The sequence below is a fragment of the Streptomyces sp. NPDC050548 genome (genome assembly GCF_044457385.1).
Lineage (GTDB): Bacteria > Actinomycetota > Actinomycetes > Streptomycetales > Streptomycetaceae > Streptomyces.
On record NZ_JBITGV010000009.1, the window covers coordinates 264,393 to 291,348 of the forward strand.

Sequence of the window (26,956 nt, forward strand, 5' to 3'; positions counted from 1 at the left end):
CGGTCCTAGCGTCTGACACATGCGAGTACTGGTCACCGGCGGTGCCGGGTTCATCGGGTCCCATGTCGTCGAGGCGCTGACCGCGCGCGGACACGAGGCGGTGGTGTTCGACCTGCGCGACGGACCGGACGTGCGCGACGGCGAGGCCGTCGCGCTCGCGCTGCGGGGCGTGGACGCCGTATGCCATCAGGCGGCGATGGTGGGACTGGGCACGGGATTCGCCGACGCGCCCGACTATGTCTCCCACAACGACCTCGGTACGGCCGTGCTGTTGACCGCGATGGCCGACGCGGAGGTGCGCCGACTGGTGCTCGCCGGGTCGATGGTCGTCTACGGCGAGGGCTCCTACGCCTGCGAGTGGCACGGGCCGGTGCGGCCGGGGCCCCGGGCCGTGGCCGATCTGGACGCGGGGCGCTTCGAGCCCCGATGTCCGCGCTGCGGCGAGGAGTTGACGCCGGGGCTGGTGGGCGAGGACGCTCCGGTCGACCCCCGCAACGTGTACGCGACGACCAAGCTGACCCAGGAGCATCTGGCGGCGAACTGGGCGCGCGCCACGGGTGGTTCGGCCGTCTCGCTGCGCTACCACAACGTGTACGGCCCGAGGATGCCGCGCGACACCCCGTACGCCGGAGTCGCCTCCTTCTTCCGGTCCGCGCTCGCCCGAGGCGAGGCGCCTCGGGTCTTCGAGGACGGCGGCCAGCGGCGGGACTTCGTGCAGGTACGGGACGTCGCGGCGGCGAATGTGGCGGCGCTGGAGTCCGAGTCCCGGGCGGGGGCGCTGACCGCGTACAACACGGGCAGCGGGGACCCGCACACCGTCGGCGAGATGGCGCACGCGCTGGCCGCCGCGTACGGCGGACCCGCGCCCGTGGTCACCGGGGAGTACCGGCTCGGCGACGTCCGCCACATCACGGCGGACTCGTCACGGCTGCGGGCCGAGCTGGGCTGGAAGGCGGAGGTCGGATTCCCGGAGGGGATGCGCGAGTTCGCGGTGTCGAAGTTGCGCGGGGAGCGGTAGCAGCTGGGCGGCCGGGGCGCCTCCTGCGTTCGCCGCTCGGGCGGCCGCCCCCTCGGCCCGGCCCTGTCCCTCGGTCCGACCCGACGCCTGCCCCCGGCCCGACCGGGCACTGTCCCTCGGTCCGGCCGGGCGGCCGAGGGAGTCAGCGGTGGTCAGCCCTCGGCCATCGGCAGGGTCACCTCGAAGCGGCAGCCGCCGGACACGTTCCGTACGGCGGCCCGGCCCTGGTGGGCCTCCACGATGCCGCGCACGATCGCCAGGCCCAGGCCTGCCCCCGCCGGGGGTGTCCGCGCGTGGGTGCCGCGCCAGCCCGTGTCGAAGACGCGGGGCAAATCCTCCTCCGGGATGCCGCCGCAGCCGTCCGTCACCGAGAGGACCACGCCCTCGGCGGACTGTTCGGCGGCGACCGCGACCGTGCCGTCGGCCGGTGTCCGGCGGATCGCGTTGACCAGCAGGTTGCCCAGCACGCGGCTCATCTCGCGGCCGTCCACCTCGACCGGCACCGCCACGATCCGGTCGCCGACCAGCCGCACCCCGTGCTCGCGGGCAAGGGGGTCCGCGCCGGCGAGGGCGTCGCCGATCAGGTCGTAGAGCGACATGCGGGACGGGGAGAGCGTGAGGGTCCCGGCGTGTATGCGGGAGAGTTCGAAGAGGTCGCCGACCATGTCGTTGAGGCGTTCGACCTCGGTGCGGATCTGGCGGAGATAGCGGTCGGGGTCGGCGGCGACGCCGTCCTCCAGGGCCTCGGACATCGCGCGCAGTCCGGCGAGCGGGGTGCGCAGGTCGTGGGAGATCCAGGCGACGAGTTCGCGGCGCGAGGACTCCAACGCGCGTTCGCGGTCCCGGGATTCGGCGAGCTTGGCGCTGGTCGCGGCCAACTCACGGCTCAGGTCGGCGAGTTCGGCCGTCGCCGCGCCCTCGGGTGCCGAGAAGTCGCCGCCGTCGCCGAAGTCCCGTGCGGCGCGGGCGAGTTCACGGCTGCGGGCGACGACCCAGCGGCCGAGCAGCAGCGCGGTGAGCAGGGAGACCACGGCCGCCATGGCGACGACGGTGGTGACGACGGACAGGTCGTGCGAGGACAGGAACATCGCCTGCGCCACCGCCAGCGTGCCCGCGAGCATCGCCGTCACCGCGACGGCGGCGACCACGGACACGGACGCGGTGAGGGACCGCCGACGCAGCAGCCAGAGCGCGCCCGCGCCGAGCACCCCGGCTCCGGCGGCGCCCAGAAAGGCGAACAGGGCGATGAGCAGCATGTCGCGCATGATCAGCCCTCCTCGACCGAGCCGGTGCGGGCGGGCTCGAAGCGGTAGCCGACGCCCCACACCGTCTGGATCAGCCGGGGCCTGGCCGGATCGTCCTCGACCTTGCCGCGCAGCCGCCGTACGTGCACGGTGACGGTCGACAGGTCGCCGAAGTCCCATCCCCAGACCTCCCGCATCAGGTCCTCCCGGCTGAACGCCCGGCCCGGGTGTCGCAGGAAGAACGCGAGGAGGTCGAACTCCCGCAGGGTGAGGGCGAGTTCGGTGCCGTTCTTGGTGGCGCGGCGGGCGGCGGGGTCGGCGGTGAGTCCGGCCGCGCGCAGGGGGCGGGTCGCGGCCGGGGGGCCGGAGCGGCGCAGGACGGACTCCACGCGGAGGACGAGTTCGCGTGGGCTGAACGGCTTGGTGACGTAGTCGTCGGCGCCGACCTCCAGACCGAGGATCCGGTCGTCCTCGTCGCCGCGCGCGGTGAGCATGATGACCGGCACGGGTCCGTGGCCGCGCAGCCGGCGGCACACCTCCAGGCCGTCCATGCCCGGCAGCATCAGGTCGAGGACCACCAGGTCCGGCCAGTGCGCGGCGGCCCGGGCGAGCGCGCCCGGCCCGTCCTCCGCGCGGTCCACGACGTATCCGGCTCGGTCGAGGTATCCGGAGACGACCTCGGCGACGGTCGGGTCGTCGTCGACCACGAGGACGCGCGTCGGGTGGGCGTGCTCGCTCTCGACGGGCACGGCACCTGGGGATTCGTACGGCTGCTGCATGTCATCAAGGGTCCCACCGGCCGCGCCCGCCATCCGAATCCGCTGCCCCGACGTCCGTGTTTCGTAAGGAACCGAAGTCCGGTATGCCGGATTCGCGCTCGTAGGGTGAAAGCCGTGACGACACCTCCCCCACCAGATCCGGACCCGGCGCCCGTCGATGTGGTCCTCCCCTGTCTGAACGAGGCCGAGGCCCTGCCCTGGGTGCTGGCCCGCATTCCGCGAGGCTGGCGCGCGCTGGTCGTGGACAACGGGTCCACGGACGGCTCCGCGGAACTCGCCCACAGCCTCGGCGCCACCGTCGTGCGTGAGGAGCGCCGCGGGTTCGGCGCCGCCTGCCATGCCGGGCTGCTGGCCGCCACCGCGGACATCGTGTGTTTCTGCGACTGCGACGCCTCGCTCGATCCGTCCCTGCTGGTGGACTTCGTCCGCGAGGTACGCGACGGCGAGGCCGATCTCGTGCTCGGTCGGCGCAGGCCGCAGGGGCGCGGGGCCTGGCCCGCGCACGCCCGGGCGGGCAATCTCGCGCTGGCCCGGATGCTGCGCCGTCGCACCGGGCTGCGGCTGCACGACCTCGGCCCGCTGCGGGCCGCCCGCCGCACGGATCTGCTCGCGCTCGGCCTCACCGACCGCCGCAGCGGCTATCCGCTCCAGATGGTGGTGCGGGCCGCCGACGCCGGTCTGCGCGTCACCGAGCACGACGTGCCGTATCTGCCCCGCACCGGCGCCTCCAAGGTCACCGGGACCTGGCGCGGCACCTGGCAGGCCGTACGAGACATGAGCCGGGTGCTGGCCGAACCCGTGGCAGCGCCGACAGCCGTCCCCTCACCTCAAGGAGCCCATTCCCGGTGACCACCCTTCTCGTCATCGCCAAGGAACCGCGCCCGGGACGGGTGAAGACCCGGCTCACTCCGCCGTTCACGCCCGAGGAGGCCGCCTCGCTCGCCGAGGCCTCGCTCGTCGACACCCTGCACGTACTGCTGGCGACACCCGCGCGGCGGCGGGTGCTGGTGCTCGACGGAACGCCGGGCCCCTGGCTGCCGCCCGGCTTCGACGTCGTACCGCAGTGCGGCGGAGGGCTCGACGAACGGCTCGCCGCCGCCTTCGCCGCCTGCGCCGGGCCCGCGCTGCTGGTCGGCATGGACACACCCCAGGTGACGCCCGCGCTCCTCACCGTCGACTTCGCCGACTGCGACGCGTATTTCGGCCCGGCCGAGGACGGCGGCTTCTGGGCGCTCGGCCTCGCCGACCCCGACCCGGCGCTCCTGCGGGGCGTACCGATGTCGACGCCGACCACCGGCGCCGTCCAGCGCGCCCGGCTCACCACCGCGGGCCTGCGCGTCCGCGACCTCCCGCCCCTGCGGGACGTCGACACGGCGTACGACGCAGAACTGGTCGCCGCCGAGGCACCGGAGGGGCGGTTCACGAAGGAACTGGCACGGCTGAGGACGGGAGTCGGCAGGTGAGTGCGGCGCGTCCGGTGCCGACCGGCGAGGGCGCGCGCCCGGTGACCGCGCTCATCGGCTGCCCGCCGTCGGACTCCCCCGCACGCCCCTGGTCCGCCGACCCGTACACAGACGCCCTGCGCACCGGTCGCGGCCCGCTCTTCCTCCGCCGTACCGACGGCTGGCTGCTGCCCCTGGAGGTGGAGCGCTGGTGCGCGGAGGCCGACGCGGCGGACCGGGAGGTGCTGCGCCGGTGCGAAGGGGCCGTGCTCGACGTGGGCTGCGGACCGGGTCGGCTCGTCGCGGCGCTCTCCGCGCAGGGGCGGCCGGTGCTGGGCATCGACGTCAGCGAGGCGGCCGTCGCGCACACCGTCCGGCTGGGCGGGCAGGCCCTGCGCCGGTCCGTCTTCGAACCCGTCCCCGGCGAGGGCCGCTGGGACACCGCCCTCCTCATCGACGGCAACGTCGGCATCGGCGGCGACCCGCACGCCCTGCTGCGGCGGATGTCCCAACTCCTCGCTGACAAAGGGCTGTTGATTGTCGAGACCGCTCCGGTCGACGTCGACGAACGGGTACGGGTGCGGGTCGCCGACGGCCGTGGAGCCTCCGGTACGTCCTTCCCGTGGGCCCGTGTCGGCACCCCGGCCCTGTTGCGCCACGCCGATCGGGCCGGGTGGCGCCCGGAGGGTCAGTGGACGGCCGACGACCGCTCCTTCCTCGCCCTGCGCAACCGCAGCAGCCGCAGCGACCGCAGGACGAGCAGCACGGCCGAGCCGCCGAACAGCGCAGCCGTGACCAGCAGCCAGCGGGACAGGAAACCGTCGCCGGAGAGCGTGGTCGCGGACCTGTAGCGGTCCGCGACCTGCCCGCTGATCAGCGGGAACCACACCAGCAGCAGAAGACCGGAGAGCAGCGCCGGGATCCGGACGTACCCCGTCCACTCCCGGTGTCCGGCGGTGCCCAGCACCCGTGCGAGCGCCCGGTCCGCGCCCGCGTACAACGGCACCAGCACCAGGTCGTGCAGCACCGCCGCGCCCACCAGCCACAGCGCCACCCCGAACCAGTCGTCCGCGAGCAGCCGCACCCCCGCGTACCCGGCGAGCGCGAACGAGCAGGCCAGCAGGAGGAGTTGCAGCGGGCTGCCGAGAGCCGGCCGTCGGAACGGAATACGCATCACAGGTCTCCGAAGGTCATACGGGCCACCCATTTGGTGTTGAGCACGCCCGGTGCCGCCGGGACGATCACGCGGGCGGGGTAGCCGTGGTCGGGGGTGAGGTCGGCGCCGTTGACGAACAGGGCGAGCAGCGAGCGCGGGTCACGGACCTGGTTGTCGCGCAGGGCGGACCGACGGAACGCCCCGTGCCGTTGCAGGGACTCCACCAGGACGTCGGGGGCGGTGTCGGTGTCGTAGCCGACGAGTGCCGCGAGATCCCGCAGCCTTACGCCTCGCCACCACTGGTCGGAGGTCGACCAGCCCTCCACGCAGGCGATGGGCAACGCGGCGCTGTACAGCGGGAGTTGGAGCAGCGCGGCCCGGCCGAGACGGACCGTGCGGCCGTTGCCCTCGACGACCAGGCGCCACGCGTCCTCGGACGTCTCCCTGGCGTCGATCCCGACCGCCGCCGCCGTCTTGTTGATCTGGAAGGCGCCGGGTCCTGAGCCCGGTTCGGGGCCGCCGTGGGGTGCGAGTACCGCCGTCTCCCGCAGTGGTCCGTCGAAGCCTCGGCCCACTGTCGTGCCGAACAGCAGCAGCGATCCACCGCCGACCACACCGAGGGCACCGCGGCGCGAGACGGTGGGCTCGGTGGGGTTCGGGGTCACCAACTCCCCTTCCTCCGCCGGGTGTTCGCCCCTCATGTGGCGCAGGTTGCGCAGGGCCGCCGGTGTCTTCAGGACGGCGTGCGCGAGGAAGGCGGCGAAGAAGACCCAGGCGCCGTAGAAGTGCAGGGGGTAGAAGGAGCCGGGGAAGACGTAGTCGAGCTGGACGTTGAGCACGCCCGTGGTGAACTCGAACAGGCCACCGCCCACGAGGAGCAGTAGCGAGAGCCGTTCCAGCGCGTGGGTGAGGGAGCGGGCCGGCGGCAGGGCGAAGAGCTTCGGGACGACCGACCACAGTTTCGCCAGCAGGACGGGGATCAGCGCGATGCCGAGGGTGACGTGGGTGCCCTGGGTGAGGCGGTAGAGCCAGGACGGGTCGGTCGGCCAGGCGAAGAGATAGAAGCCGAGGAGGCCCTTGTCCGGGGTCTGGTCGTTCACCGGCGAGAGGTCCGGGTTGTAGGCCGCGTACGACAGCAGACCCGTCACGAACAGCACGGTGATCCCGACGAGCAGCACGACGCCCAGCACGGAGGTGAACCAGGGGCCGCGCAGCGGGCTGCGCCAGAAGGCGGGCGAGGAGGGGGAGCGTGGCATGCCTCGACCGTAGGCCGGGGACACCCCCCGAACGGGTTCGCAAACCATGACGAAACTCTGACGTCCGTCTCGGCGGAGGCTCCGCCGGACGCACCCCGACCTAGCGTGGCGATGTGAACCGCGATCTTCTCGTCGACCGCGAGCGCCGCCACGGCGCCCGCCCCGCCGACCGTCCCCATGACACTCCGGGCGACCGCCCGCGCGACCACGTCCGCGATCTGTCGGCGGCCCTCGCCGCCGCCCTGCTCGTCCTGGTGGCGGTGCTGGTCGGCACCGCGATCCAGCGGCGCCACCACTCGCTCTTCGTCGGCTGGCCACCCGTCTTCGCCCAGTGGGAACCGCACGTCGGCCCCGGCACCCCGGCGGCACTCGCCGTCGCGGTCGCCGTGGTGGCCTACGGCCCCGTCCTGGCTGCCCAACTGCCTTGGCGGGCCCTACTTTTCAGCGCCTGGGGCACCGCCATGGCCTGGACGTTCTCGCTGGCCCTGGTCGACGGCTGGCAGCGGGGCATCGCGGGACGGCTGACGACCACGAACGAGTACCTGACGGTCATCGGCCGCTTCCACGACATCCCCGCCACCCTGCGCGACTTCACCCATCACATCCTCAGCCACTCCCCCGCGCCCTGGCCCGCGCACATCGCCGGGCATCCCCCGGCGGCCACGGTCACCTTCGTCCTCCTGGACCGGATCGGGCTCGGCGGCGGGGCCTGGGCGGGTGTCTGGTGCATCACCGTCGGGGCGACGGCGGGCGCGGCGGTCCTCGTCGCCGTGCGCGTGCTCGCCGGTGAGCAACTCGCCCGCCGCGCCGCCCCGTTCCTCGTCCTCGCCCCGGCCGCCGTGTGGGTGGGCACCTCGGCGGACGGGTATTTCGCGGCGGTCGCCGCCTGGTCCGTCGCGTTCCTCGCCCTCGCGGTCACCGGACACCGTCCGCGCTCGGCCGGTCTCGCCGCCGGGCTGTTCCTCGGTCTCACCGCGTATCTGTCGTACGGCCTGACGCTGTTCGCGGTGATCGCGGGCGCCGCACTGCTGCTCGGGCAGCGCCGGCTCCGTCCGCTCCCGTACGTCGTCGCCGGACTCGCCGTCGTACCAGTGGTGTTCACTCTGCTCGGTTTCAACTGGTGGGAGGCGTACCGCCTGTTGATCACCCGCTACTACGAAGGGGTCGGCGGGACCCGGCCGTACGGCTACTGGGTGTGGGCGAATCTGGCCTGCACCGCGCTGATCGTGGGCCCGGCGACGGTGGCGGGGTTGCGGCGGACCGGCACCCAACTCCCGGTACCGCGCCGCGGTTTGCATACCGCCGCACCCCAACCCCGGCTCGCCCTCCTGGTGTTCGCCGCGCTGCTCGCCCTGCTCGTCGCGGATCTCTCCGGCATGAGCAAGGCGGAGACGGAGCGCATCTGGCTGCCGTTCGCGATGTGGCTGCTGCCCGCCTGCGCGTTCCTCCCCCGGCCCCGCGCCTGGCTCACCGCGCAGGCCGTTCTGGCCCTGCTCCTCAACCACCTGCTCCTGACGGGCTGGTGAGCCGCCGGCACGGGCCTACGCCACCTCGTGGGGCTCCGGAGCCGTGGTGTTCGCGTCGGCCACGGGGGCGGTCTTGTCGCGTCGGCGCCCGGTCAGGCGGGTGGCCAGCGGCTCGGTGTAGCGGGCGCTCAACGGGCCGACGACGACCAGGATCAGTACGTATGCCGTGGCCAGGGGGCCGAGGGAGGGTTCGATGCCGGCGGTGACGGCGAGTCCGGCGATGACGATGGAGAACTCGCCGCGGGCGACCAGGGTGCCGCCCGCCCGCCAGCGGCCCTTGGCGGAGATGCCCGCGCGCCGGGCCGCCCAGTATCCCGTGGCGATCTTCGTGCCCGCGGTGACGATCGCCAGGGCGAGCGCGGGCAGCAGGACGGGCGGGATGCTCGCCGGGTCGGTGTGCAGGCCGAAGAAGACGAAGAACACGGCGGCGAACAGGTCCCGCAGCGGGGAGAGCAGGCTGTGTGCGCCCTCCGCGGCCTCGCCGGACAGGGCGATGCCGACCAGGAACGCGCCCACGGCGGCGGAGACTTGGAGCTGCTGGGCGAGTCCGGCAACCAGGAGGGTCAGGCCCAGGACGACCAACAGCAGTTTCTCGGGGTCGTCGCTGGAGACGAAGCGGGAGATGTGGCGGCCGTAGCGGACCGCGACGAGCAGGACCAGGGCCGCGGCGCCGAGGGCTACGACCAGCGTGAGGCTGCCCGAGGCTAGGCCCGTGCCGGCGAGGAGTGCGGTGACGATCGGGAGGTAGACGGCCATCGAGAGGTCTTCGAGGACGAGGATGCTCAGGATGACGGGGGTCTCGCGGTTGCCGAGGCGGCCCAGGTCGCCGAGGACCTTGGCGACGACGCCGGAGGAGGAGATCCAGGTGACGCCGGCCAGCACCACCGCGGCGACCGGTCCCCAGCCGAGCAGCAGGGCCATGGCGGCGCCGGGCAGCGCGTTCAGGGCGGCGTCGACGAGACCCGCGCTGTACTGGGTCTTGAGGTTGGAGACGAGATCGCTGGCCGTGTACTCCAGGCCGAGCATCAACAGCAGGAGGATGACGCCGATCTCGGCGCCGATGGCGACGAACTCCTCGCTGGTGCCCAGCGGCAGGAGCCCGCCCTCGCCGAACGCGAGCCCGGCCAGGAGGTAGAGCGGTATCGGGGAGAACTGGAAGCGTGCGGCGAACCGGCCCAGCAGTCCCAGGGCCAGGATGATCGCGCCGAACTCGATCAGGAACCTCGCGGAGGAGTGCATCGCGCTCACTCCCGCCCGAGTATCGCGGCGGCCGACTCGACGCCCTCGCGGGTGCCGATCACGATCAGGGTGTCCCCGCCTGCCAGCCGGAAGTCCGGTGTCGGGGAGGGCACGGCCTCGGCCCGGCGCAGCACGGCCACGATGGAAACACCGGTCTCGGTGCGCATTCTGGTCTCGCCGAGGACCCGCCCGTTCCAGTACGAGAGCGCCGACAGCTGGACGCGCTCGGCGACCAGGCCCAGTTCGGTGGTGGACAGCAGGTTCGGGCTGTGGTGCTCGGGCAGCAGGGCGTCGACGAGCGCGGCCGTCTCCGTCGTGGTCAGCCGTACGGAGAGGGCGCAGGCGTCAGGGTCGTCGGACCGGTACGCGTTCAGGGTCCGCTCACCGTCCCGGTGCGCGACCACCGACAGCACGCGCTGCTCACGTGTCGTCAGGTCGTAGCGGACACCGATCCCCGGCAACGGTGTACTGCTCACGCGTGGAGTGCCCATGACGTGTCCCCCTGTTCCTCGAAGATCTCCGTGAACCTTACACGTTCTTGACGTTTCTTTAGCAGCCCTTGACCTTTCGGTCGCTGCAAAACAGGCGATTCCGTCCTCACCGCAACAGGCCGTCATGCTGACTGAGTTTCCCGACCCTGGAGTAGGGCGGCCGGTCACGGGCACAAGGGGATCCGGGTGAGAGGTGGATGGGCATGAGCACACCGTTCGTTGGGATGATCGCGGGTATGGCGCCGGCGTTCGCGGGCTGGTTCGGCGGGTTCGGCGCCTTCCTGCTCGTCGCCGCGCTGGGCGCGCTGGGATGGGCGGCGGGCCGATGGGTCGAGGGCGGCGGCAGCGTCCGGGACGTACGGAACGCGTTCGAGCGAAACCGCCGATGAGCGCCGCCCCACAGCGCGGGCGGCTGCGGTTCGGGGCTGCCCGGCGCCTCGCCCTGCCCGCGCCCGCCGACTGCGCGGTGCGCCCCCAGGCGCCGGCCGAGGCGCTGGCGGCGGGGCCGTACGCGGGCCGGGCCCGCCGGGTCGTCGGGTTCCGGCCGCCCGCCGGCTGGTGGCCCGCGCTGCGGCGGACGCCGGTCGCGCTGTGGAACGACGACATCACGGACTACGCGGCGGCGCTGACGTACTACGCGATCCTGGCCGTGCTCCCCGCGATGCTGGCGACGGTCCTGGGGTTCGGGATGATCAGTCCGGACACGGCGGAGGAGTTCATCAGCCATGTCGCCGCCTACGCCCCGGCCGACTCGGGCGCCGACCTGCACACCGTCCTGTCCCACGCGCTGCAGGCGGACGGCACGGCCTGGCCGCTGCTCGTGACCGGTGCGGGCAGCGCGCTGTGGTCGGCGTCCAGCTATCTCGCCGTGTTCCGCCGCGCCCTGCACCGGATGCACGGCACGGAGGACCGGCGTTCGACCTGGCGCAAGGTGCCCCGGATCGTGCTCACCGCGCTGGTGCTGCTCGGTCTGCTCCTCGTCGGCACACTGACCCTCATCCTCACCGGCCCGCTGGCGGAGGTCGTCGGCCGGATGTTCGGCATGGGCAGCACCGCGGCCTGGGCGTGGAACCTGCTGCGCTGGCCGGTGCTGCTGTGCCTGGTGGTCCTCCTGGTCGTGGTCGTCTTCCACACCGGCCCGGCCTCCGCGCGCCGACGCGGCCACACCCTGCCCGGCGGCGCCCTGGCCGCCGCGCTGTGGCTGGCCGTCTCGGCGGGCTTCTCGTCGTACGCCTCGACGCTCGGCGCGTACAGCAGGCTCTACGGCTCGCTCTCCGGCATCGTCGTCTTCCTCGTCTGGCTGTGGTTGTCGAACCTGGCGCTGCTCACGGGGGCGCAGTTCGCCGCCGAACTGGCCGGGCCGGTCTCCCGGTCAACCGGTCACAGCACAGGGAAGCCGGCCGTCCCGTAGGACTCCTCGGGCAGTGGATCCGGTGTGCCGGCGGGGTCGAGGAGGTGGGCGACGAGGGCCGCCGCGGTGTCGTGCCAGAGGCGGTGGCGGCGGAGCATGGCGTGGTCGCCGCCGCCGATGAGGGCCATTCCGGTACGGATGGCCGTGGCCCGTGCCCGGCGCACGCAGTCCGCCGACTCGGTGGGTGAGGTGACGCGATCCTGGTCACCGTGCAGGCAGAGGATGTGTCGGCCGGCCGTCTGTTCCACCGGTTCGCCGGGCGGCCACCACGGCGCGAGCGCGACCACACCGCGCACCTGCGGGTGACCGGCGGCGCGCAGGGCGGCCCGGCCGCCCATCGAGTGGCCGAGCAGCACGGTCGGTACGGGGCCCGCCAGTTGGGCGAGTTCGTCCAGCGCGCGGTGGGTGTCCCGCACGGGGTCGGCACGCTCGCCGTTCCAGCCGCGCACGCGGTAGCGGGCCCGGGCGACGAGGATGTCGTCGCCGGGCACCGCCCGCGCGAACGGTCCCATCCGCAGCGCGGCGAGCTGCCACGGCCTGGCGGGACGGTGGCTCGTCTCCTGTCCGCCGTGCAGGACCAGGACGGCCGCCCGCGGGCGGGCCGGACGGTGCCGGAGCAGCAGCGCGCCTCCGGGCGCGGGCGGCGGAAGTTCGGTCTCGTCCTGCTGCACCACGGTGTGCCCCCTGTTCCGGTGTTCCGGCCTCGCCGCGACCTCCGCGTCGCGGGTCACGGAGATGATCCTCCCCCGGACGACGCGTCGCCCCCGCACGGCAGCCGGTCAGGATTGGAGAAGCCTCCACCCGCTCCCCCGCCCTAGCCTGAATTCACCGGCGAAATCCGCCGGAGCACGCTTCACGGAGGAGCCCGCCATGACCGACGGTCTGAACACGATCATCTACCCCGTCAAGGACCTGGACCGCGCGAAGGCCCTGTTCGGCGCCCTGCTCGGGGTCGAGCCGTACGCGGACGAGCCGTACTACGTCGGCTACAAGGCCGCGGGGCAGGACGTCGGTCTCGACCCGAACGGGCACTCCCGGGGCATGACCGGACCGGTGCCGTACTGGACCGTGGACGACATCCGGACGCGGGTGGCGGCGCTGGTGGAGGCGGGGGCCGAGCTGGTCCAGGACGTCCAGGACGTCGGCGGCGGCAAGCTGATCGCCTTCGTGAAGGACGCGGACGGGAACTTCGTCGGGCTGACCCAGAATCCGGCCGCCTGACCCCTGTCGCCGTACCGGCCCGGCGACCCGTACGCGCTACTTGCACGCGCACTAGTTGCAGACTCAACGATTGGCCGGATCGGTGTTACCGTGCAGGTATGGCAGTCAAGTCGGCCGGTGCCCGGCAGCTAGAGGACCAGTGGCGGGACATCCTGTCCGTGCACGCGCGCACCATGTGCGAGATCGACCGCGTGCTGCACCCGCACGGGCTGGGCGCGAGCGACTTCGAGGTGCTGGACATGCTCGCGTCCGAGGCGCCCCGGGACGGCGACCACTGCCGGGTGCAGAACCTGGTCGGACGGGTCCATCTCAGCCAGAGCGCGCTCTCCCGACTCATCGGCCGGCTGGAGAAGGACGGCCTCGTGGAACGCTCCGTGTGCGTCGAGGACCGCCGCGGGGTGTGGGTCGCGCTGACCCGCAAGGGCCGCGATCTGCACACGCGGGTGTTGCCGCTCCAACGGGACGTACTGGCACGGATGTTGGACGACACGCGGGAATAGGCGCCACCCGCCTCACACCACGAACTCGGCCCCGTCCATGAGCACTTCGACCCCCGCTCCGTTCACCTGCGCCCGCGCCGTCGAGCCGGGGTCGAGCAGCGGGTTCGTGTTGCCGAGGTGGGTGTAGATCCGGCGGACCCCGGGGTGACGGGCGAGCGCGGTGAGGCTGCCCCCGGGGCCGGTGACGGACAGCTGTCCCATGCCCACCTCGTCGGCACCGAAGAAGGTGCCGTCCAGCACCGCGCAGTCCGCCGTCTCCAGCAGGTCGTCGAGAGCGGCGGTCCAGGCGCCGATGCGGGGTGCGTAGACGAATGCCCCGCCGGTCGCCAGATCCTCGACGCGGTACGCGACCGTCCAGCGGTCGTCCGGGCGGCGGGCCGGCGGCACGTACTCGGGTGGCCCCTCGCCCACCGGATGGGCCGTGACGACCAGCCCTCCGGCGAGTACGAACCCGTCCTCGGCGAGGCTGTCGGCCCACTCCCAGGGGGCGTAGCGGTCCAGGACGGTCCGGGCCGGGGTGAGCGCGGCGAGGGCGGGCCGCGGGGCGTACACCTTGAGGCCCGCCGCCCCGCACAGCGCGGTCAGACCCGCCACATGGTGGGGCTCGGCGTCGGTGAGGAGCACGCCGCGCACGGGGGTTTCGCGCGGGCCGGGGCCCGGCGAGAGCGCGGAGGTGGCGGCGACCTGGGTGCGGACGTCGGGTGAGGCGTTGAGCAGCCACCAGTCGCGCGCGTTGCCGGTGACGGCCACGGAGTCCTCGGTGCGCCAGGGCAGTTTCCCGTCCCGGGCGGCGGCGCACAGCGCGCAGGCGCAGTTCCACTGCGGGAAACCGCCACCGGCGGCGGTACCGAGCAGGACGACCCTCACGACGATCGCGCCCCCTTGCGGAATCGGAATCGGCACCGACATCGACGCCGACTCACGGAATCTCCCCGGGGGATCTTTCCTCCGAAACGGGCCGGACTACCCCACCGCAGCGGACAGTTCCGGCCGATCTGCGTAACCGGGGCGCGACTCAGCGCAGCAGGTCCCGTACGGCGGCGAAGGCCGCGTCGACCGTCGCCGGGTCGGTGCCCGGGCGGGCCAGCGCGCTCATGGGGATCGGGGTGACCGAGGGCAGGCCGTCGTACGGGGTCAGGCCGTCCGGGGCGGTGCCGACGGCGGCGAGCAGGGCGACGCCCTGTCCGGTGCGGGCGATGTCGAGCACACCGGCGAGATAGCCGGCGTCGCCGACGACCGCGGCGGGTACGCCGTGCGCGGCGAGGGTCGAGATGGCACGGCGGCGGATCGCGCACGGGTCCTCGATGGCGACCAGCGGGACCGGCGCGGGCGCGGCCGGTGGCCGCCAGCCGGGCGTCGCGTGCCAGGTCAGGGGGAGGCCGCCGACCGGTGTGCCCTCGGTCGCGGCGGCCTCGGTGACATACACCGCGACGTCGACGCTGCCGCGTTCCACAGCCTCGACGAGGCGGGCCGAGCGGTCGATGCGGAAGCGGACCCGGCAGCCCGGCCGCACCTCCTGGACGGCCGCGGTCAGCCGTGGCAGAAACTGGTCGGCCGCGTGTTCGGTGGAGCCGATGGTGATGGTGTCGCCGTCCACGTCGAGCAGGGTGCGTACGGCCTCGTCGTGCACCGCGAGGATGCGCCGGGCCTGTTCGAGGAGGAGCCGTCCCTCGGGGGTGAACCGGGTGCCGCGCCCCTCCCGCTCGACGATCGGCAGCCCGAGCGTCTTCTCCAGCCTGCGCACATGCTGGCTGACCGCGGACTGGCTCAGGGCGAGGGCCCGGGCCGCGCGATGGAAGCCGCCGCAGTCGGCTATCGCGGTCAGGCTGCGCAGGGCCACGATGTCGAGGACAGGTTGGGGCATGCCGGTGACGGTAGTCGTTCCGGACATCGATCGCGATAACTGATCGATTTCGATGCGGAATCATCGTTGGACGCGATCGGTCGGGGCCGGTCATGATGAGCGCATGCTGCACACGACCGCTTTCGCTGCCCTTCTGACGCAGCGCCGAGTCATCGACTTCGGCGTGGCGTGCAGCGCGCGCTGTCGTTGACCAACCGCCTCTCCGCGGCACCCTTCCCGAGTTCTCGCTGATCACGTCCGCCCTGCGCACTGACACGTGACGGCGGCTCCGGCCTGCTCGCTTCCGCCCCCCTTGCTGGATTCCCCTCCCCTTTCCCCTCGTTGGGAGTTGTCACCCCATGCCCTCTCACTCCGTCTCGTCCTGGGACGAACCCGAAGGCCTCGCCGCGCGCGGCACGTTGATCGTGCTGGCCGGGCGGGGCGAACACGGCGGTGTCTACGAACGGTTCGGCCGTCGGCTCGGCTACGACGCCTACCGCGTCCGCGCCCTCGGCGACCCGGCCGCCGACCCCGCCGTGCTGGAGCAGGCCGCCAAGCTGCTCGCCGACGAGTCGCTGCCGGGCCCGAAGGTGCTGGTCGGCTCCGACACGGGCGCGCGGTACGCCCTGCAGCTCGCCGCCGAGCAGACCGCGGGCATCGACGCCCTGATCCTGGCCGGGCTGCCCACCGGCGCCTGGACTTCGGGGAGTTGGGAGGAGGAGGCCGCGGCACGCACCGCCTGCCCGACCCATCAGGGGCGCCTGACCAACGACTCCGAGTTCCGCCGGGGTGCCGTCGACAACACCGCCGAACTGCCGGGACCGGGCCTGGACCTGGTGCGCGTCCCGGTGCTGGCCCTGCACGGCAAGGACGACACGATCAGCCCGCTCGACCGGGCACTGAACGTCTACGACGGTCATTCGAACGTGCACACCGTGACCTTCGTGGACGGCCGGCACGACGTACTCAACGACGCCCTGCACCGCACCGTCGCCGCCACGGTCGTCCTCTTCCTCGAACGGCTCCGCCTCTCCCCCGGCCTTCCCGCGATCGCCGAGGAGTTGACATGAGCCGCCGCGTGACGACCACGGTCCCCGAACTGGCCGAACTCCTCCGCTCCGAGCAACCGCCGGTGCTCCTCGACGTCCGCTGGGCCCTGGGCGATCGCTACGGCCGCGACCACTACGCCGACGGACACATCCCCGGCGCGGTCTACATCGACCTGGACACCGAACTGGCCGCACCGGCGAGCCCGGAGGGCGGTCGGCATCCGCTGCCCGACCTCGCGGAACTGCAGGAATCCGCGCGCCGCTGGGGCATCGACAGCGGGCGACCCGTCGTGGTCTACGACGACCTGGGCAACACGGCGGCAGCGCGCGCCTGGTGGCTGCTGCGCTACGCCGGTGTCGACGAAGTGACGCTGCTGGACGGGGCGTTGGGCGCCTGGCGCACGGCTGAGCTGCCGCTGGAGTCCGGGCTCCCCGCCGATCCGGAACCCGGTGACGTCGTACTCCGCGCGGGTGCGCTGCCGATCACCGACGGGGACGGTGCCGCCGAACTCGCCGTGTCCGGGCTGCTGTTGGACGCCCGCGCCGGTGAGCGGTATCGGGGCGAGGTCGAGCCGGTGGACCCGCGCGCGGGGCACGTCCCGGGGGCGGTGTCCGCGCCGACCGGGGAGAACCTGGCGGCGGACGGGACCTTCCTGTCGCCCGAGGAGCTGCGCAAGCGGTTCGAGGAGCGCGGTGCCGGTGAGGCGGTCCGCATCGGCGTGTACTGCGGGTCCGGGGTCACCGCCGCCCATCAGATCGCGGCGCTGGAGATCGCCGGGTTCGAGGCGACGCTCTTCCCCGGTTCCTGGTCCGCCTGGTCCGCCGACCCCGCGCGCCCGGCGGCGACGGGAGGCAGGCCATGACGACGAAACCGCTGAACGCGGCGGTGCTGCCCGCGCATTCGGCCCCCGAGGACAAGGTCCCGGCAGCGGCGGCCCGCGTCACCATCCGGGGCACGGCGAAGACCGCCCGCCGCTTCACCGTCCCGCGCTCCGTACGGCGGGCCGCCGGACCGGTCGGCCTCGTGCTGCTCTGGTTCATCACCTCCGCCACCGGGGTGCTGCCCGAATCCGTGCTGGCCTCCCCCGTCGACGTCGTCCGACAGGCCGTCGATCTGACGAAGGACGGTGAACTCCCGCGTGCCATCGCCGCGTCGGGTCGCCGTGCCGCCATCGGATTCCTCATCGGTGCGAGCGTCGCGCTCGTCCTGTCGCTGGTGGCCGGGCTGTTCCGGCTCGGCGAGGACGTCATCGACTCCTCGATGGGCATGTTCCGGGCGATCCCCTGGGTGGGTCTGATCCCGCTGTTCATCGTCTGGTTCGGCATCGAGGAGACCCCGAAGATCGCCCTGGTCGCGCTCGGTGTGACCTATCCGCTGTACTTCAACATCTACGGCGGCATCCGCTCCACCGATGCCCAACTCGTCGAGGCCGCACGGATGATGGGCCTCGGCCGGCTCGGTCTGATCAAGTACGTCATCCTGCCGAGCGCACTGCCCGGGGCACTCGTGGGACTCCGGTACGCGCTGTCCACCGCCTGGCTGGCGCTGGTGTTCGCCGAGCAGATCAACGCGGACGCGGGGCTCGGCTATCTGATGAGCAACGCCCAACAGTACTTCCGCACGGACGTGATCGTGCTGTGCCTCGTCGTGTACGCGCTGCTCGGGCTGGCCTGCGACTTCGCCGTACGGATCCTGTCGCGCCGCCTGCTGACCTGGCGGGCCAACTTCGAGGGCGAGGTGTAGTCATGGCCAACTCCGTGGAGATACGGGGCCTTTCGCGGGCCTTCGACGGCAACACCGTCCTGCACGCGCTCGATCTGGACATCCGTGAGGGCGAGTTCGTGGCCCTGCTCGGGCACAGCGGCTGCGGCAAGTCGACACTGCTACGGATCCTCGCCGGGCTCGACGACGAGATCGGCGGCGAGGTGACCGTACCCGCGCGGCGCAGCGCGGCCTTCCAATCGCCGCGCCTGCTCCCCTGGTTGAAGGTGTGGCGCAATGTCGTGCTCGGACTGCCGGGCCGCCCGGACAGGGACCTTGCCCTCAAGGCGCTCGACGAGGTCGGCATCGCGGAGCGCGCGACCGTCTGGCCCAAGACGCTGTCCGGCGGTCAGGCCCAGCGCGTCTCGCTCGCCCGCGCCCTGGTCCGGGAGCCCGAACTCCTGCTCCTGGACGAGCCGTTCGGCGCCCTGGACGCCCTGACCCGGGGCAAGGTGCAGGCGCTCGTCGCCGAGCTGTGGCGGCTGCACGGGTGCGCGATCCTCCTGGTCACCCATGACGTGGAGGAGGCGCTGCTGCTCGCCGACCGCGTGCTGGTGATGGACGAGGGGCGTATCGCCCACGAGTTGACCGTCGACCTGCCCCGTCCCCGTGATCTGACCGCCCCCGAGTTCGTGACCCTGCGCGCCCGCCTCCTGAACTGGCTCGGCGTGACCCGTACCCTGGAAGGAAACCCCTCGTGATCCGCAGATTCGCCGCCGCCTCCCTGAGCCTGACCGCCCTGCTGGCGCTGAGCGCCTGCGGCGGCAACTCCTCGGCGGACACCGCCTCCGGTGGACAGGTCACCCTCACCATCGGCGACCAGGCCAAGACCCTCCAAACGATCATCGCCGCCTCGGACGCGCTCAAGGGCGCCAAGTACAAGGTGAAGTGGGCCGAGTTCCAGGGCGCGGCCCCCCTCTACCAGGCCGTACAGGCGGACGCCGCGGACACCGGGTTCTCCGCCGACCTGCCCGCTCTCCAGGCGCTCAGCGGCGGCGTCAAGATCAAGAACGTGGCCGCCCTCAAGAACGACGGCACTCACGTCGGGATCGTCGTCCGCAAGGACTCCGGTATCAACAGCGTGAAGGATCTCAAGGGCCAGAAGGTCGTTGTGTCCTCGGCGAAGGGCAGCGTCTCGGAGTATCTGCTGGCCAACGTCCTCAAGCAGAACGGGCTCGGCTACAAGGACGTCAAGGTGCAGTACCTGCTGCCGACGGACGCTCAGGCCGCGTTCGCCTCCGGGAAGATCAAGATCTGGGCGACCTTCGGCGTCTACCAGGCTGTCGGTCTGGAGCAGGGCGGCAGGCTGCTCGTCGACGGTGGGGACGGCCGGGTCAGCGGCATCGGCTTCGTCAACGCCTCCGAGAAGGCCCTCGCCAACTCGGCGAAGAAGACCGCCCTGAGCGACTTCCTCAACCGTCTGAGCACGGCTCTGAAGTGGACCAGCACCCACCAGGACGCGTACGCCAAGGCCATCGAGCAGCGCAACGGCGCCGACGCCTCGGTGGCGAAGGCCCTCGCCTCGGCCGCCTACAGCCAGGTGCTGCCGATCACCGCGGACGTCGACACCACCGTCCAGCAGGTCGCCGACCTCATGAACAGCATCGGCGTCCTCGACCCGAACGTGGACGTGGCCAAGTCCACCGACGCCTCCCTGATCAAGTGACCTTCACGTCTTAGGAGTTCGCTCATGCCTGTCGAGTTCATCAGCGCCGTCCACACCGACTCCGGGGCCTCGGGTCCCGCCGCGTCCAGCCGTACCGGTCTCGACGTCGACCACCTCCGCAAGTACGCCCGGGCACTGGACGACGGCGGTTTCGACCACACCCTGGTCGCCTACCACTCGGCCTCGCCGGACGCCTTCCAGATCGCCCAGTTCGTCGCCACCCACACCGAGCGGATCCGCCCGATCCTCGCCCACCGCCCCGGCGTGATCTTCCCGACGCACGCGGCCCGCGCCCTGGCCACCCTCGACCGGATCAGCAACGGCCGGCTCACCCTGCACATCATCTCCGGGGGCAGCGACGAGGAGCAGCGCCGGGAGGGCGACTACCTCAACAAGGAGGAACGGTACGAGCGTTCGGACGAGTACATCCAGATCCTGCGGAAGGTGTGGCAGGCCGAGGGACCCGTCTCGCACGAGGGCAAGTACTTCAGGTTCGAGGGCTACTACTCCGACATGAAGCCGGTGAACGGCCTGGTCCCGATCTCGGTCGGCGGCTCCTCGCAGGACGCGTACCGGGTGGGCGGCCGGCAGGGCGACATCTTCGGGCTGTGGGGCGAGCCGCTGAAGGAGACGGCCGAGCAGATCGCCGCCGTGAACGCGGTCGCGGATGCCGCCGGGCGCCCGCATCCCCGTATCTGGGTGTCGTTCCGCCCGATCATCGCGCCCACCGAGGAACTGGCCTGGGAGAAGGCCCACCGCACCCTCGGTGTCCTCAAGGACCAGGCGAAGAACACCGAGTCGCTCCGCCACTACCGCACCGCCGGCCGCCCGGCGAACGTCGGCTCGCAGCGCCTCCTCGACATCGCCGAGCGCGGCGAGGTCCAGGACCGCTGCCTGTGGACCGCGCCCGCCGTCGCCACCAACGCGGCCGGTGCGTCGACTGCCCTTGTGGGCACGCCCGAGACGGTGGCGCAGGCGCTGCTCGACTACGTCGACACCGGCTGCGACCTGCTGTCGATCCGCGGCTACGACCCGCTCAACGACGCGATCGACTACGCACGCCACGTCCTGCCCCTGGTCCGCCAGGAACTCGCCCACCGGGCGACCGCCTCGCACGCCGCCTGACCCGTCCCTCACCTGCTGATTGCGAACACCCTTATGGAGACCCCGTGTTGTTGCGTCACACCCTGCGCGCGTCCACCGCCGCCCTCGCCCTCCTCCTGCCCTTCGCCGCGGCCTGCGGAGGCAGCGCGACGGCCGACTCCGCTTCCTCCGACGTCTCCTCCGTGACCCTGCGGGTCGGTGACACCGGCTGGAAGGTCGACGAGGCCGTCCTCACGTACGCCCACCTCGACGACACCCCGTACAAGGTGAAGTGGAATCTGTTCCCGGGCGGCGACAAGCAGCTCCAGGCCGTCCGCGCCGGAGCACTGGACCTCGCCTCGTCCAGCGAGATCCCGCCCATCTTCTCGGCCGCCGACGGCAAGCCCGACTTCAAGGTCGTCGCCGTCCAGCGCGGCACCACCCTCAACCAGGAAGTCGTCGTCCCCAAGGGCTCGACGGTGACCGACATCGCCGGTCTGAAGGGCAAGAAGGTCGGCTACGTCCAGAACACCACCGCCCACTACTTCCTCTACGAACTGCTGAAGCAGGCCGGCCTCAAGTGGTCGGACATCGACGCCAAGCCGCTGCTCCCCAACGACGGCCTCGCGGCCCTGAACGGCGGCTCCATCGACGCCTTCGCCTCCTACGGCACGTCGATCATCACGGCCCACCAGCAGGGCGCCCGCACGGTCGGCTCCGGCGCGGACATCCTGTCCGGCAACTTCCTCTGGTCCGCCCGTGACAGCGTCCTGAAGAGCCCCGCCCAGAAGGCCGCCGCGGCGGATCTGATCGCCCGGATCACCAAGGCGTACGCCTACGTCCGCGACGGTCACGTGGACGGCTTCGCCAAGGTCACCGCCGACGCCACCCACCAGCCGGTGGCGCAGGCCAAGTCGGACCTGGTCGCCGCGCAGAAGCAACGCCCCACGCAGGCCAGGACGGTCGGCGACGACACGATCGCCTCGCAGCAGAAGGTGGCCGACGCCTTCACCGAACTCGGCGCGCTGAAGGAGCACTTGGACGTGAAGTCCTTCTGGACCACCGCACTCAACTCCGACCTGAAGAAGGCCCTGTGACCGCCCGCATCGCCGAACTGGCCGCAGGCTACGACCGGTCGGGCGCGTTCCCCGACGAGTCCCTCCGTATCGCCCACGAGGCCGGACTCCTCACCGCGACCATCGGAAAGCAGTACGGCGGCCAGGGCGCCCGCGTGGAAGAGAGCGCGCGCATCCTCCACCGGATCGGGCAGGGCGACCCGTCCGTCGCCCTGATCGTGGCGATGACCCTCAACACACACGCACGGCAGGCCGTACAGCCGCACTGGCCCGAGGAGTTGTACGCGCGGCTCGTCAAGGAGTCCTTCGAACGGCCCGTGCTCGTCAACCACGCGCGCGTGGAACCCGAGTTGGGCTCCCCGGCACGCGGCGGACTCCCCTCCACGCTCGCCCGGCGCACCCCCGACGGCTGGTCGCTGAGCGGCACCAAGCGCTTCGTGACCGGGGCGGAGGGCCTGGACTGGTTCCTGGTGTGGGCCACCACCGACGAACCGGAGCCGCGCGTCGGCACCTTCCTGGTCCCGGGCGGCTCCCCGGGTATCGAAATCACGGGCCGCTGGGACCAGTTGGGGCTGCGGGCCAGCGGCAGCCACGACGTGGCGTTCCGGGACGTGGAGATCCCCTACGAGCACGTCATCGGCATCGGTCCGTACGGCGCGGCGGCCGAGCAGGACAACCGGGCGGGCGCGGCCCTCCATCTCCCGCTCGCAGCCCTGTACTTGGGAGTGGCGCGGGCCGCGCAGTCCTTCTTCCACACGTTCGCCCACGAGCGCGTCCCCGCCAACCTCGGGCATCCGGTGGCCCGTACGGAGCGGTTCCGCAGGGCCGCCGGGGAGATCGAGGTGCTGCTGACCGCCGCCGAGGAGCTGGTGTTCGTCGGGGCGGCGCGCGTCGACGCAGGCGACACCTCGTACGCCCCCGAACAGGCCCTGGGGGCAAGGGTGTTGGCCGACCGGCACGGCGTACGGGCCGTGGAGCTGGCGGTTCGGCTGCTCGGGAATCCCGGTCTCGCGCGCGGCAATCCGCTGGAGCGGCACTTCCGGGACATCCAGTGCGCGCCCGTGCACGCGCCCCAGGAGGACATCTCCCTGCTCGCGATCGGAACGAAGGCGCTGAATCCGTGAAGGCACGCACAGTGAGGGTACGGAACCCGTGACCACAGCTCCCCCGACCACTCCCACCGCCGCCGCCCGGCTCCTCGGTCTGCTCGCCCGGGATCTGCCGCCCGACCAACTGGCCACGGATCTCCGCACGTTGGCCGCGCACGCCACCGACCGGTCGGGCACCCGGCCGGACGGTGTCCCGCTGGCCGTGGTGCACGCCCGGCGCACCGAGGACGTGACCGTCACGCTCCGGCACGCGAACGCGCTGCGCGTGCCGGTGGTGCCAAGGGGCGCGGGCAGCGGCCTGTCGGGCGGGGCGTCGGCCGGTGAGGGCGTGCTCGTGCTGGACCTGTCCGGGATGAACCGCATCCTGGAACTCTCGGCCGACGACCAGCTCGCCATGGTCGAACCGGGCGTGATCACCGCCGAGTTGGACCGGGCTGCGGGCGAGCACGGGCTGCGGTACGCGCCGGATCCGGCGAGTGCGGCGATCTCGACGATCGGCGGGAACATCGCGACCAACGCGGGCGGGCTGCGGTGCGCGAAATACGGGGTGACGCGGGACAGCGTGCTCGGGCTGGAGGCCGTCCTCGCCGACGGGACGGTGGTCACGACCGGCCGCCGTACCGTCAAAGGGGTCACCGGGTACGACCTCACCGCGCTGCTGACCGGCTCCGAGGGCACCCTGGCCGTCATCACCTCGGCGACCCTGCGGCTGCGTCCGGTGCCGGTGGCGACGGCCACGGTCGCCGCCTGGTTCGACTCCTTCGAGGCGGCGGCCGAGGCGTCGTACGCGATCGGGCGGGCCGGGGTCGTACCGGCGCTCGCGGAGCTGCTCGACGGGCCGGTGCTGCACGCCGTCGACCCGGCGCTCGGCGCGCGGGGTGCGGCGCTGCTGCTGGTGCAGTGCGACGGCGCGGGGGCGAGCGCCGAGGCGGAGCAGGTCGCGCGGGTGCTCGCGGCGACGGCCACGACCGTGGAGACCACGGCGGACCCGGTGGAGGCGGAGGCGCTGCTCGCGGCCCGCCGGCTCGCCCTGCCCGCGCTGGAGCGGCTGGGCCGGCCGCTGATCGAGGACATCGCGGTGCCGCGCTCCCGGCTCGCGGAGGCGGTCCGCGAGATCCGCGCGATCTCGGCCCGTCATGCCGTGCCCGTGTACACGCTCGCGCACGCGGCGGACGGCAACCTCCATCCGATCATCGTGGTCGATCCCGCCCTGGACCGGTTGCCGGACGCGGCCTGGGAGGCGGCCGGCGAGATCTTCGCGCTGGCGCTGCGGCTCGGCGGGACGCTGACCGGCGAGCACGGCGTGGGCGTACTGAAGCGGCAGTGGGTGGCGGACGAACTCGGGCCCACCGCCCACGCGTTGCAGCGACGGCTCAAGGACGCCTTCGATCCGCACGGGATCCTCAATCCCGGCAAGACGCTCTGAGCCGACCCGGATCGGATACCCCCGAAAGGGTGATGCCGGGTCAACCGGGGGTGGTGCGGAGGCACGTGCGAGCGGCATGTGCCTCGACCGCCGTCCGGGATCATCACTCGTCGTGACCGAAGACGGGTAGCTGTACGCACGGAACGTGACGGGACGCAGGCATTCCGTCATCCGTGCGACAGGAGAGAAGGCACCATGTCGGTCGAGACCGGTACCGCGCCCGAGGCGGGCTCCGAGGAGCGGGAACAGCAGAGCCTCGGAACCGCCGCGGCACGCACTCTGGCGACCACGACCAAGTCCGAACCCCAGATGCAGGGGATCAGCTCCCGGTGGCTGACCCGCATGCTGCCCTGGGTGAACGTGCCCGGCGGTACCTATCGCGTCAACCGCCGGCTGTCGTACACGCGCGGCGACGGTCGGGTGACGTTCGTGCAGACCGGTGCGCAAGTACGGGTCGTCCCGGCCGAGTTGAACGAACTCCCGCTGTTGCGCGGCTTCACGGACGGTGACGCGCTCGACGCGCTGGCCGAGCGGTTCGAGCAACGGGACTACGCGCCGGGGCAGTTGATCGTCCAGGCGGGCCAGCCCGCCGACTCGGTGTTCCTGGTCGCGCACGGCAAGGTGGAACAGCTCGGGGAAGGGCCCTACGGCGACGAGGCGGTCGTCGGGCTGCTGGCCGACGGCGACACCTTCGGTGGCCAGGTGCTCGCCGAAGCCGACGGCGCCTGGGAGTTCACGGCCCGCGCGGCGACGGCCACCACGGTGCTGACGCTGCCGCACGCGGCGTACCAGGCCGTCGCGGACCGGCACGCGGAGCTGCGCGCGCATGTCGAGGCACGCGCCACGGACGAGCCCGGTCCGCTCAACACCTTCGGTGAGGCGGCGATCGCGCTCAGCGCCGGGCATGCGGGCGAGCCGGACCTGCCGGGCACGTTCGTGGACTACGACCTGGCGCCACGCGAGTACGAACTGAGCGTTGCCCAGACCGTGTTGAAGGTGCACTCCCGGGTCACCGACCTCTACAACCAGCCGATGAACCAGACCCAGCAACAACTCCGGCTGACCGTCGAGGCGTTGCGTGAGCGGCAGGAGAACGAGCTGGTCAACAACCGGGACTTCGGGCTGCTGCACAACGCCGACTACGACCAGCGGATCTCCACCCACTCCGGGCCGCCGACCCCCGACGACCTGGACGAGTTGCTGAGCATGCGGCGCGACACGAAGTTCCTGTTCGCGCATCCACGGGCGATCGCCGCGTTCGGCCGTGAGTGCAACAAGCGGGGTGTCTACTTCAGCGGCATCGACGTCGGCGGCCACCATCTGCCGGCCTGGCGTGGAGTACCGCTGCTGCCGTGCGGCAAGATCCCGGTCAGCGCGTCCCGTACGTCGTCCATCATCGCGATGCGCACCGGCGAGGACGACCAGGGCGTGATCGGCCTCTACCAGACGGGCATCCCGGACGAGCTCGAACCGGGCCTCAACGTACGGTTCATGGGCATCAACGAGCAGGCGATCATCTCCTACCTGGTGAGCACCTACTTCTCGGCGGCGGTCCTGGTGCCGGACGCGATCGGCATCCTGGAGAACGTCGAGGTCTCCCGCCGGGACGGCAACTGACCTTCATGGACGGCTAGTTCAGGAACGCGTCCAGTCGTGCCGCGTCCGGCGCGGTCGCCGGGCCCGGCGCGGTGACCGCCAGAGCGGCACCCGCGTTGGCCCGGCGGGCGGCGGCCACCGGGTCGGCCCCCCGGGCCAGGGCGGCCATGAAGACACCGGTGTGCGCATCGCCCGCGCCGTTGAGATCGACGGCGTCCACGGCGAACCCGGGGACTTCCACGAGGCGTCCGTCCTGGCGCACAAGGCAGCCGCCGGGACCGGTGCGGACCAGCACCGAGCCGCGTCCCAGCCGGGATTGGAGGGCGCGGGCGGCCTCGGCCGGGTCGTCGACGCCGGTGAGCAGCGCGGCCTCGCGGGCGTTGCAGCTCCACCAGTCGGCGCGGGCGAGCAGCAAATCCAGGGCGTCGCCCGGGATTTCGGCCACCAACGGGCCCGGGTCGGCGACCAGTGTGACGGCCGGGTCCAGTCGGGGCAGAAGATCGAGCAGAGCCGCCCGGTTGCTGTCGTAGAGCAGGCTGTATCCCGTGACGTACACCAAGTCGCTTGCACCGGGCCGGAGTTCGACAAGGTCGGCAGCGGCGAGGGTGGCCTCGGCACCGGGGCTGGTGACGAAGGTGCGCTCACCGTCAACGTCGACCAGACAGACCACGAAGCCGGTGTCCGGTTCCGGGCGCGGGGCGAGGAGGACGTCGATGCCCTCGGCGCGCAGCGCGGCACGGACCCGGTCACCGAAGGCTCCGGTGCCGTGGGCTCCGGCGTAGGTCACGGGGAGGCCCTGGCGGGCGGCGGCGGCCATGACGTTGAAGCCGCCGCCGGGGGTGCGTTCGGTGCGGGTGGCGAGGACGTCACCGCCACGCTCGGGGAGGGCGGGGACCTCCAGGACGAGATCGACGACGACGTTGCCGAGGTGCCAGAGCCGTGCGCTCATGATCCCTCCCGCAGGCCGAGCGTGGTCATGCCCGTGGCATCCGGGTCGACCACGGCAGTGCCGAGGTGCCGGAGCCCCTTGCTCACGGCCGCTCCCGCAGACCCAGCAGCGCCG

General features: G+C 72.3%; 28 protein-coding genes. 19 read left to right on the plus strand and 9 right to left on the minus strand.

Features of this window, described 5'->3' with window-relative positions:
- Nucleotides 1-19 precede the first annotated feature (19 nt).
- A complete protein-coding gene (locus tag ACIBJH_RS25705) occupies nucleotides 20-1,018 on the plus strand; it encodes an NAD-dependent epimerase/dehydratase family protein (protein WP_399119198.1) in 999 nt (332 codons plus the stop codon).
- Nucleotides 1,019-1,170: 152 nt separating this feature from the next.
- On the opposite strand, the gene ACIBJH_RS25710 is transcribed toward ACIBJH_RS25705, so the two are convergent.
- Complete coding sequence (locus tag ACIBJH_RS25710; protein WP_399119199.1) at nucleotides 1,171-2,283, minus strand: sensor histidine kinase; 1,113 nt, start codon at nucleotides 2,281-2,283, stop codon at nucleotides 1,171-1,173.
- 2 nt (nucleotides 2,284-2,285) lie between these two features.
- Nucleotides 2,286-3,041 (minus strand): response regulator transcription factor, encoded by a 756-nt coding sequence (locus ACIBJH_RS25715; protein ID WP_399119200.1) that lies wholly within the window; start codon nucleotides 3,039-3,041, stop codon nucleotides 2,286-2,288.
- A 105-nt stretch (nucleotides 3,042-3,146) separates the two neighbouring features.
- On the opposite strand from ACIBJH_RS25715, the gene ACIBJH_RS25720 reads away from it, so the two are divergent.
- From ACIBJH_RS25720 to ACIBJH_RS25730, 3 genes are read left to right on the plus strand one after another with little or no spacing between them, the layout of a single operon-like run.
- The gene (locus ACIBJH_RS25720) at nucleotides 3,147-3,890 is read left to right on the plus strand and encodes a glycosyltransferase family 2 protein (RefSeq protein ID WP_399119201.1); all 744 of its coding nucleotides are present in this window, start codon (nucleotides 3,147-3,149) and stop codon (nucleotides 3,888-3,890) included.
- Complete coding sequence (locus tag ACIBJH_RS25725; RefSeq protein WP_399119202.1) at nucleotides 3,887-4,504, plus strand: DUF2064 domain-containing protein; 618 nt, start codon at nucleotides 3,887-3,889, stop codon at nucleotides 4,502-4,504. Before ACIBJH_RS25720 ends, ACIBJH_RS25725 begins: the two co-directional genes overlap by 4 nt.
- Nucleotides 4,501-5,334 (plus strand): class I SAM-dependent methyltransferase, encoded by an 834-nt coding sequence (locus ACIBJH_RS25730; protein WP_399119203.1) that lies wholly within the window; start codon nucleotides 4,501-4,503, stop codon nucleotides 5,332-5,334. The genes ACIBJH_RS25725 and ACIBJH_RS25730 overlap by 4 nt, the downstream gene beginning before the upstream one ends.
- 322 nt (nucleotides 5,335-5,656) lie before the next feature.
- On the opposite strand, the gene ACIBJH_RS25735 is transcribed toward ACIBJH_RS25730, so the two are convergent.
- Nucleotides 5,657-6,895 (minus strand): molybdopterin-dependent oxidoreductase, encoded by a 1,239-nt coding sequence (locus ACIBJH_RS25735; RefSeq protein WP_399119204.1) that lies wholly within the window; start codon nucleotides 6,893-6,895, stop codon nucleotides 5,657-5,659.
- 113 nt (nucleotides 6,896-7,008) lie between these two features.
- Here ACIBJH_RS25735 and ACIBJH_RS25740 point away from each other — a divergent pair, with 113 nt between their 5' ends.
- Nucleotides 7,009-8,421, plus strand: coding sequence for a hypothetical protein (locus tag ACIBJH_RS25740; protein ID WP_399119205.1), 1,413 nt, complete (start codon nucleotides 7,009-7,011; stop codon nucleotides 8,419-8,421).
- A 15-nt stretch (nucleotides 8,422-8,436) separates the two neighbouring features.
- Here the strand turns inward: ACIBJH_RS25740 and ACIBJH_RS25745 are convergent, their stop codons facing one another.
- Together ACIBJH_RS25745 and ACIBJH_RS25750 are read right to left on the minus strand one after the other, a co-directional pair.
- Nucleotides 8,437-9,660 (minus strand): cation:proton antiporter, encoded by a 1,224-nt coding sequence (locus tag ACIBJH_RS25745; protein ID WP_399119206.1) that lies wholly within the window; start codon nucleotides 9,658-9,660, stop codon nucleotides 8,437-8,439.
- Nucleotides 9,661-9,665: 5 nt separating this feature from the next.
- Nucleotides 9,666-10,151, minus strand: coding sequence for a cation:proton antiporter regulatory subunit (locus ACIBJH_RS25750; RefSeq protein ID WP_399119207.1), 486 nt, complete (start codon nucleotides 10,149-10,151; stop codon nucleotides 9,666-9,668).
- A 203-nt stretch (nucleotides 10,152-10,354) separates the two neighbouring features.
- Between ACIBJH_RS25750 and ACIBJH_RS25755 the strand changes: the two genes are divergently transcribed.
- Together ACIBJH_RS25755 and ACIBJH_RS25760 are read left to right on the plus strand one after the other, a co-directional pair.
- On the plus strand, nucleotides 10,355-10,540 hold the full coding sequence (locus ACIBJH_RS25755) for a hypothetical protein (protein ID WP_399119208.1): 186 nt from the start codon (nucleotides 10,355-10,357) through the stop codon (nucleotides 10,538-10,540).
- A 104-nt stretch (nucleotides 10,541-10,644) separates the two neighbouring features.
- Nucleotides 10,645-11,562: a YihY/virulence factor BrkB family protein gene (locus ACIBJH_RS25760; protein WP_399119315.1), complete on the plus strand. Its 918-nt coding sequence runs from the start codon at nucleotides 10,645-10,647 to the stop codon at nucleotides 11,560-11,562.
- Here the strand turns inward: ACIBJH_RS25760 and ACIBJH_RS25765 are convergent.
- The gene (locus tag ACIBJH_RS25765; RefSeq protein ID WP_399119316.1) at nucleotides 11,532-12,236 is read right to left on the minus strand and encodes an alpha/beta hydrolase; all 705 of its coding nucleotides are present in this window, start codon (nucleotides 12,234-12,236) and stop codon (nucleotides 11,532-11,534) included. The genes ACIBJH_RS25760 and ACIBJH_RS25765 overlap by 31 nt on opposite strands.
- Nucleotides 12,237-12,432: 196 nt before the next feature.
- Here ACIBJH_RS25765 and ACIBJH_RS25770 point away from each other — a divergent pair, with 196 nt between their 5' ends.
- Both ACIBJH_RS25770 and ACIBJH_RS25775 read left to right on the plus strand, forming a co-directional pair.
- Nucleotides 12,433-12,783: a VOC family protein gene (locus ACIBJH_RS25770; protein ID WP_019075909.1), complete on the plus strand. Its 351-nt coding sequence runs from the start codon at nucleotides 12,433-12,435 to the stop codon at nucleotides 12,781-12,783.
- 98 nt (nucleotides 12,784-12,881) lie between these two features.
- On the plus strand, nucleotides 12,882-13,283 hold the full coding sequence (locus ACIBJH_RS25775; protein WP_399119209.1) for a MarR family winged helix-turn-helix transcriptional regulator: 402 nt from the start codon (nucleotides 12,882-12,884) through the stop codon (nucleotides 13,281-13,283).
- Between the two features lie 12 nt (nucleotides 13,284-13,295).
- Here the strand turns inward: ACIBJH_RS25775 and pqqB are convergent, their stop codons facing one another.
- Nucleotides 13,296-14,150: a pyrroloquinoline quinone biosynthesis protein PqqB gene (gene pqqB / locus ACIBJH_RS25780; protein ID WP_399119210.1), complete on the minus strand. Its 855-nt coding sequence runs from the start codon at nucleotides 14,148-14,150 to the stop codon at nucleotides 13,296-13,298.
- A gap of 148 nt (nucleotides 14,151-14,298) precedes the next feature.
- Nucleotides 14,299-15,147, minus strand: a complete 849-nt coding sequence (locus tag ACIBJH_RS25785; RefSeq protein ID WP_200713807.1) for a LysR family transcriptional regulator — start codon at nucleotides 15,145-15,147, stop codon at nucleotides 14,299-14,301.
- Between the two features lie 338 nt (nucleotides 15,148-15,485).
- Between ACIBJH_RS25785 and ACIBJH_RS25790 the strand changes: the two genes are divergently transcribed.
- The 10 genes from ACIBJH_RS25790 to ACIBJH_RS25835 all read left to right on the plus strand — a co-directional run bounded on the left by ACIBJH_RS25790 (nucleotide 15,486) and on the right by ACIBJH_RS25835 (nucleotide 25,914).
- The gene (locus tag ACIBJH_RS25790) at nucleotides 15,486-16,196 is read left to right on the plus strand and encodes an alpha/beta hydrolase (protein WP_399119212.1); all 711 of its coding nucleotides are present in this window, start codon (nucleotides 15,486-15,488) and stop codon (nucleotides 16,194-16,196) included.
- On the plus strand, nucleotides 16,193-17,038 hold the full coding sequence (locus ACIBJH_RS25795) for a sulfurtransferase (protein ID WP_399119213.1): 846 nt from the start codon (nucleotides 16,193-16,195) through the stop codon (nucleotides 17,036-17,038). The genes ACIBJH_RS25790 and ACIBJH_RS25795 overlap by 4 nt, the downstream gene beginning before the upstream one ends.
- The gene (locus ACIBJH_RS25800) at nucleotides 17,035-17,919 is read left to right on the plus strand and encodes an ABC transporter permease (RefSeq protein WP_399119214.1); all 885 of its coding nucleotides are present in this window, start codon (nucleotides 17,035-17,037) and stop codon (nucleotides 17,917-17,919) included. The genes ACIBJH_RS25795 and ACIBJH_RS25800 overlap by 4 nt, the downstream gene beginning before the upstream one ends.
- Before the next feature lie 2 nt (nucleotides 17,920-17,921).
- Nucleotides 17,922-18,638 (plus strand): ABC transporter ATP-binding protein, encoded by a 717-nt coding sequence (locus ACIBJH_RS25805; protein WP_399119215.1) that lies wholly within the window; start codon nucleotides 17,922-17,924, stop codon nucleotides 18,636-18,638.
- Nucleotides 18,635-19,603: an ABC transporter substrate-binding protein gene (locus tag ACIBJH_RS25810; RefSeq protein WP_399119216.1), complete on the plus strand. Its 969-nt coding sequence runs from the start codon at nucleotides 18,635-18,637 to the stop codon at nucleotides 19,601-19,603. Before ACIBJH_RS25805 ends, ACIBJH_RS25810 begins: the two co-directional genes overlap by 4 nt.
- Nucleotides 19,604-19,627: 24 nt before the next feature.
- A complete protein-coding gene (locus ACIBJH_RS25815; RefSeq protein WP_399119217.1) occupies nucleotides 19,628-20,728 on the plus strand; it encodes an LLM class flavin-dependent oxidoreductase in 1,101 nt (366 codons plus the stop codon).
- 44 nt (nucleotides 20,729-20,772) lie between these two features.
- Nucleotides 20,773-21,783, plus strand: a complete 1,011-nt coding sequence (locus ACIBJH_RS25820) for an ABC transporter substrate-binding protein (protein WP_399119218.1) — start codon at nucleotides 20,773-20,775, stop codon at nucleotides 21,781-21,783.
- On the plus strand, nucleotides 21,780-22,886 hold the full coding sequence (locus tag ACIBJH_RS25825) for an acyl-CoA dehydrogenase family protein (RefSeq protein WP_399119219.1): 1,107 nt from the start codon (nucleotides 21,780-21,782) through the stop codon (nucleotides 22,884-22,886). The genes ACIBJH_RS25820 and ACIBJH_RS25825 overlap by 4 nt, the downstream gene beginning before the upstream one ends.
- 28 nt (nucleotides 22,887-22,914) lie before the next feature.
- Entirely contained in the window at nucleotides 22,915-24,297 is a 1,383-nt protein-coding gene (locus ACIBJH_RS25830) for an FAD-binding oxidoreductase (RefSeq protein WP_399119220.1), read from the plus strand.
- A gap of 195 nt (nucleotides 24,298-24,492) precedes the next feature.
- A complete protein-coding gene (locus ACIBJH_RS25835) occupies nucleotides 24,493-25,914 on the plus strand; it encodes a family 2B encapsulin nanocompartment shell protein (protein ID WP_399119221.1) in 1,422 nt (473 codons plus the stop codon).
- Nucleotides 25,915-25,927: 13 nt separating this feature from the next.
- Here ACIBJH_RS25835 and ACIBJH_RS25840 read toward each other — a convergent pair whose 3' ends face one another.
- Complete coding sequence (locus tag ACIBJH_RS25840) at nucleotides 25,928-26,842, minus strand: PfkB family carbohydrate kinase (RefSeq protein ID WP_399119222.1); 915 nt, start codon at nucleotides 26,840-26,842, stop codon at nucleotides 25,928-25,930.
- Nucleotides 26,843-26,956: the final 114 nt, after the last annotated feature.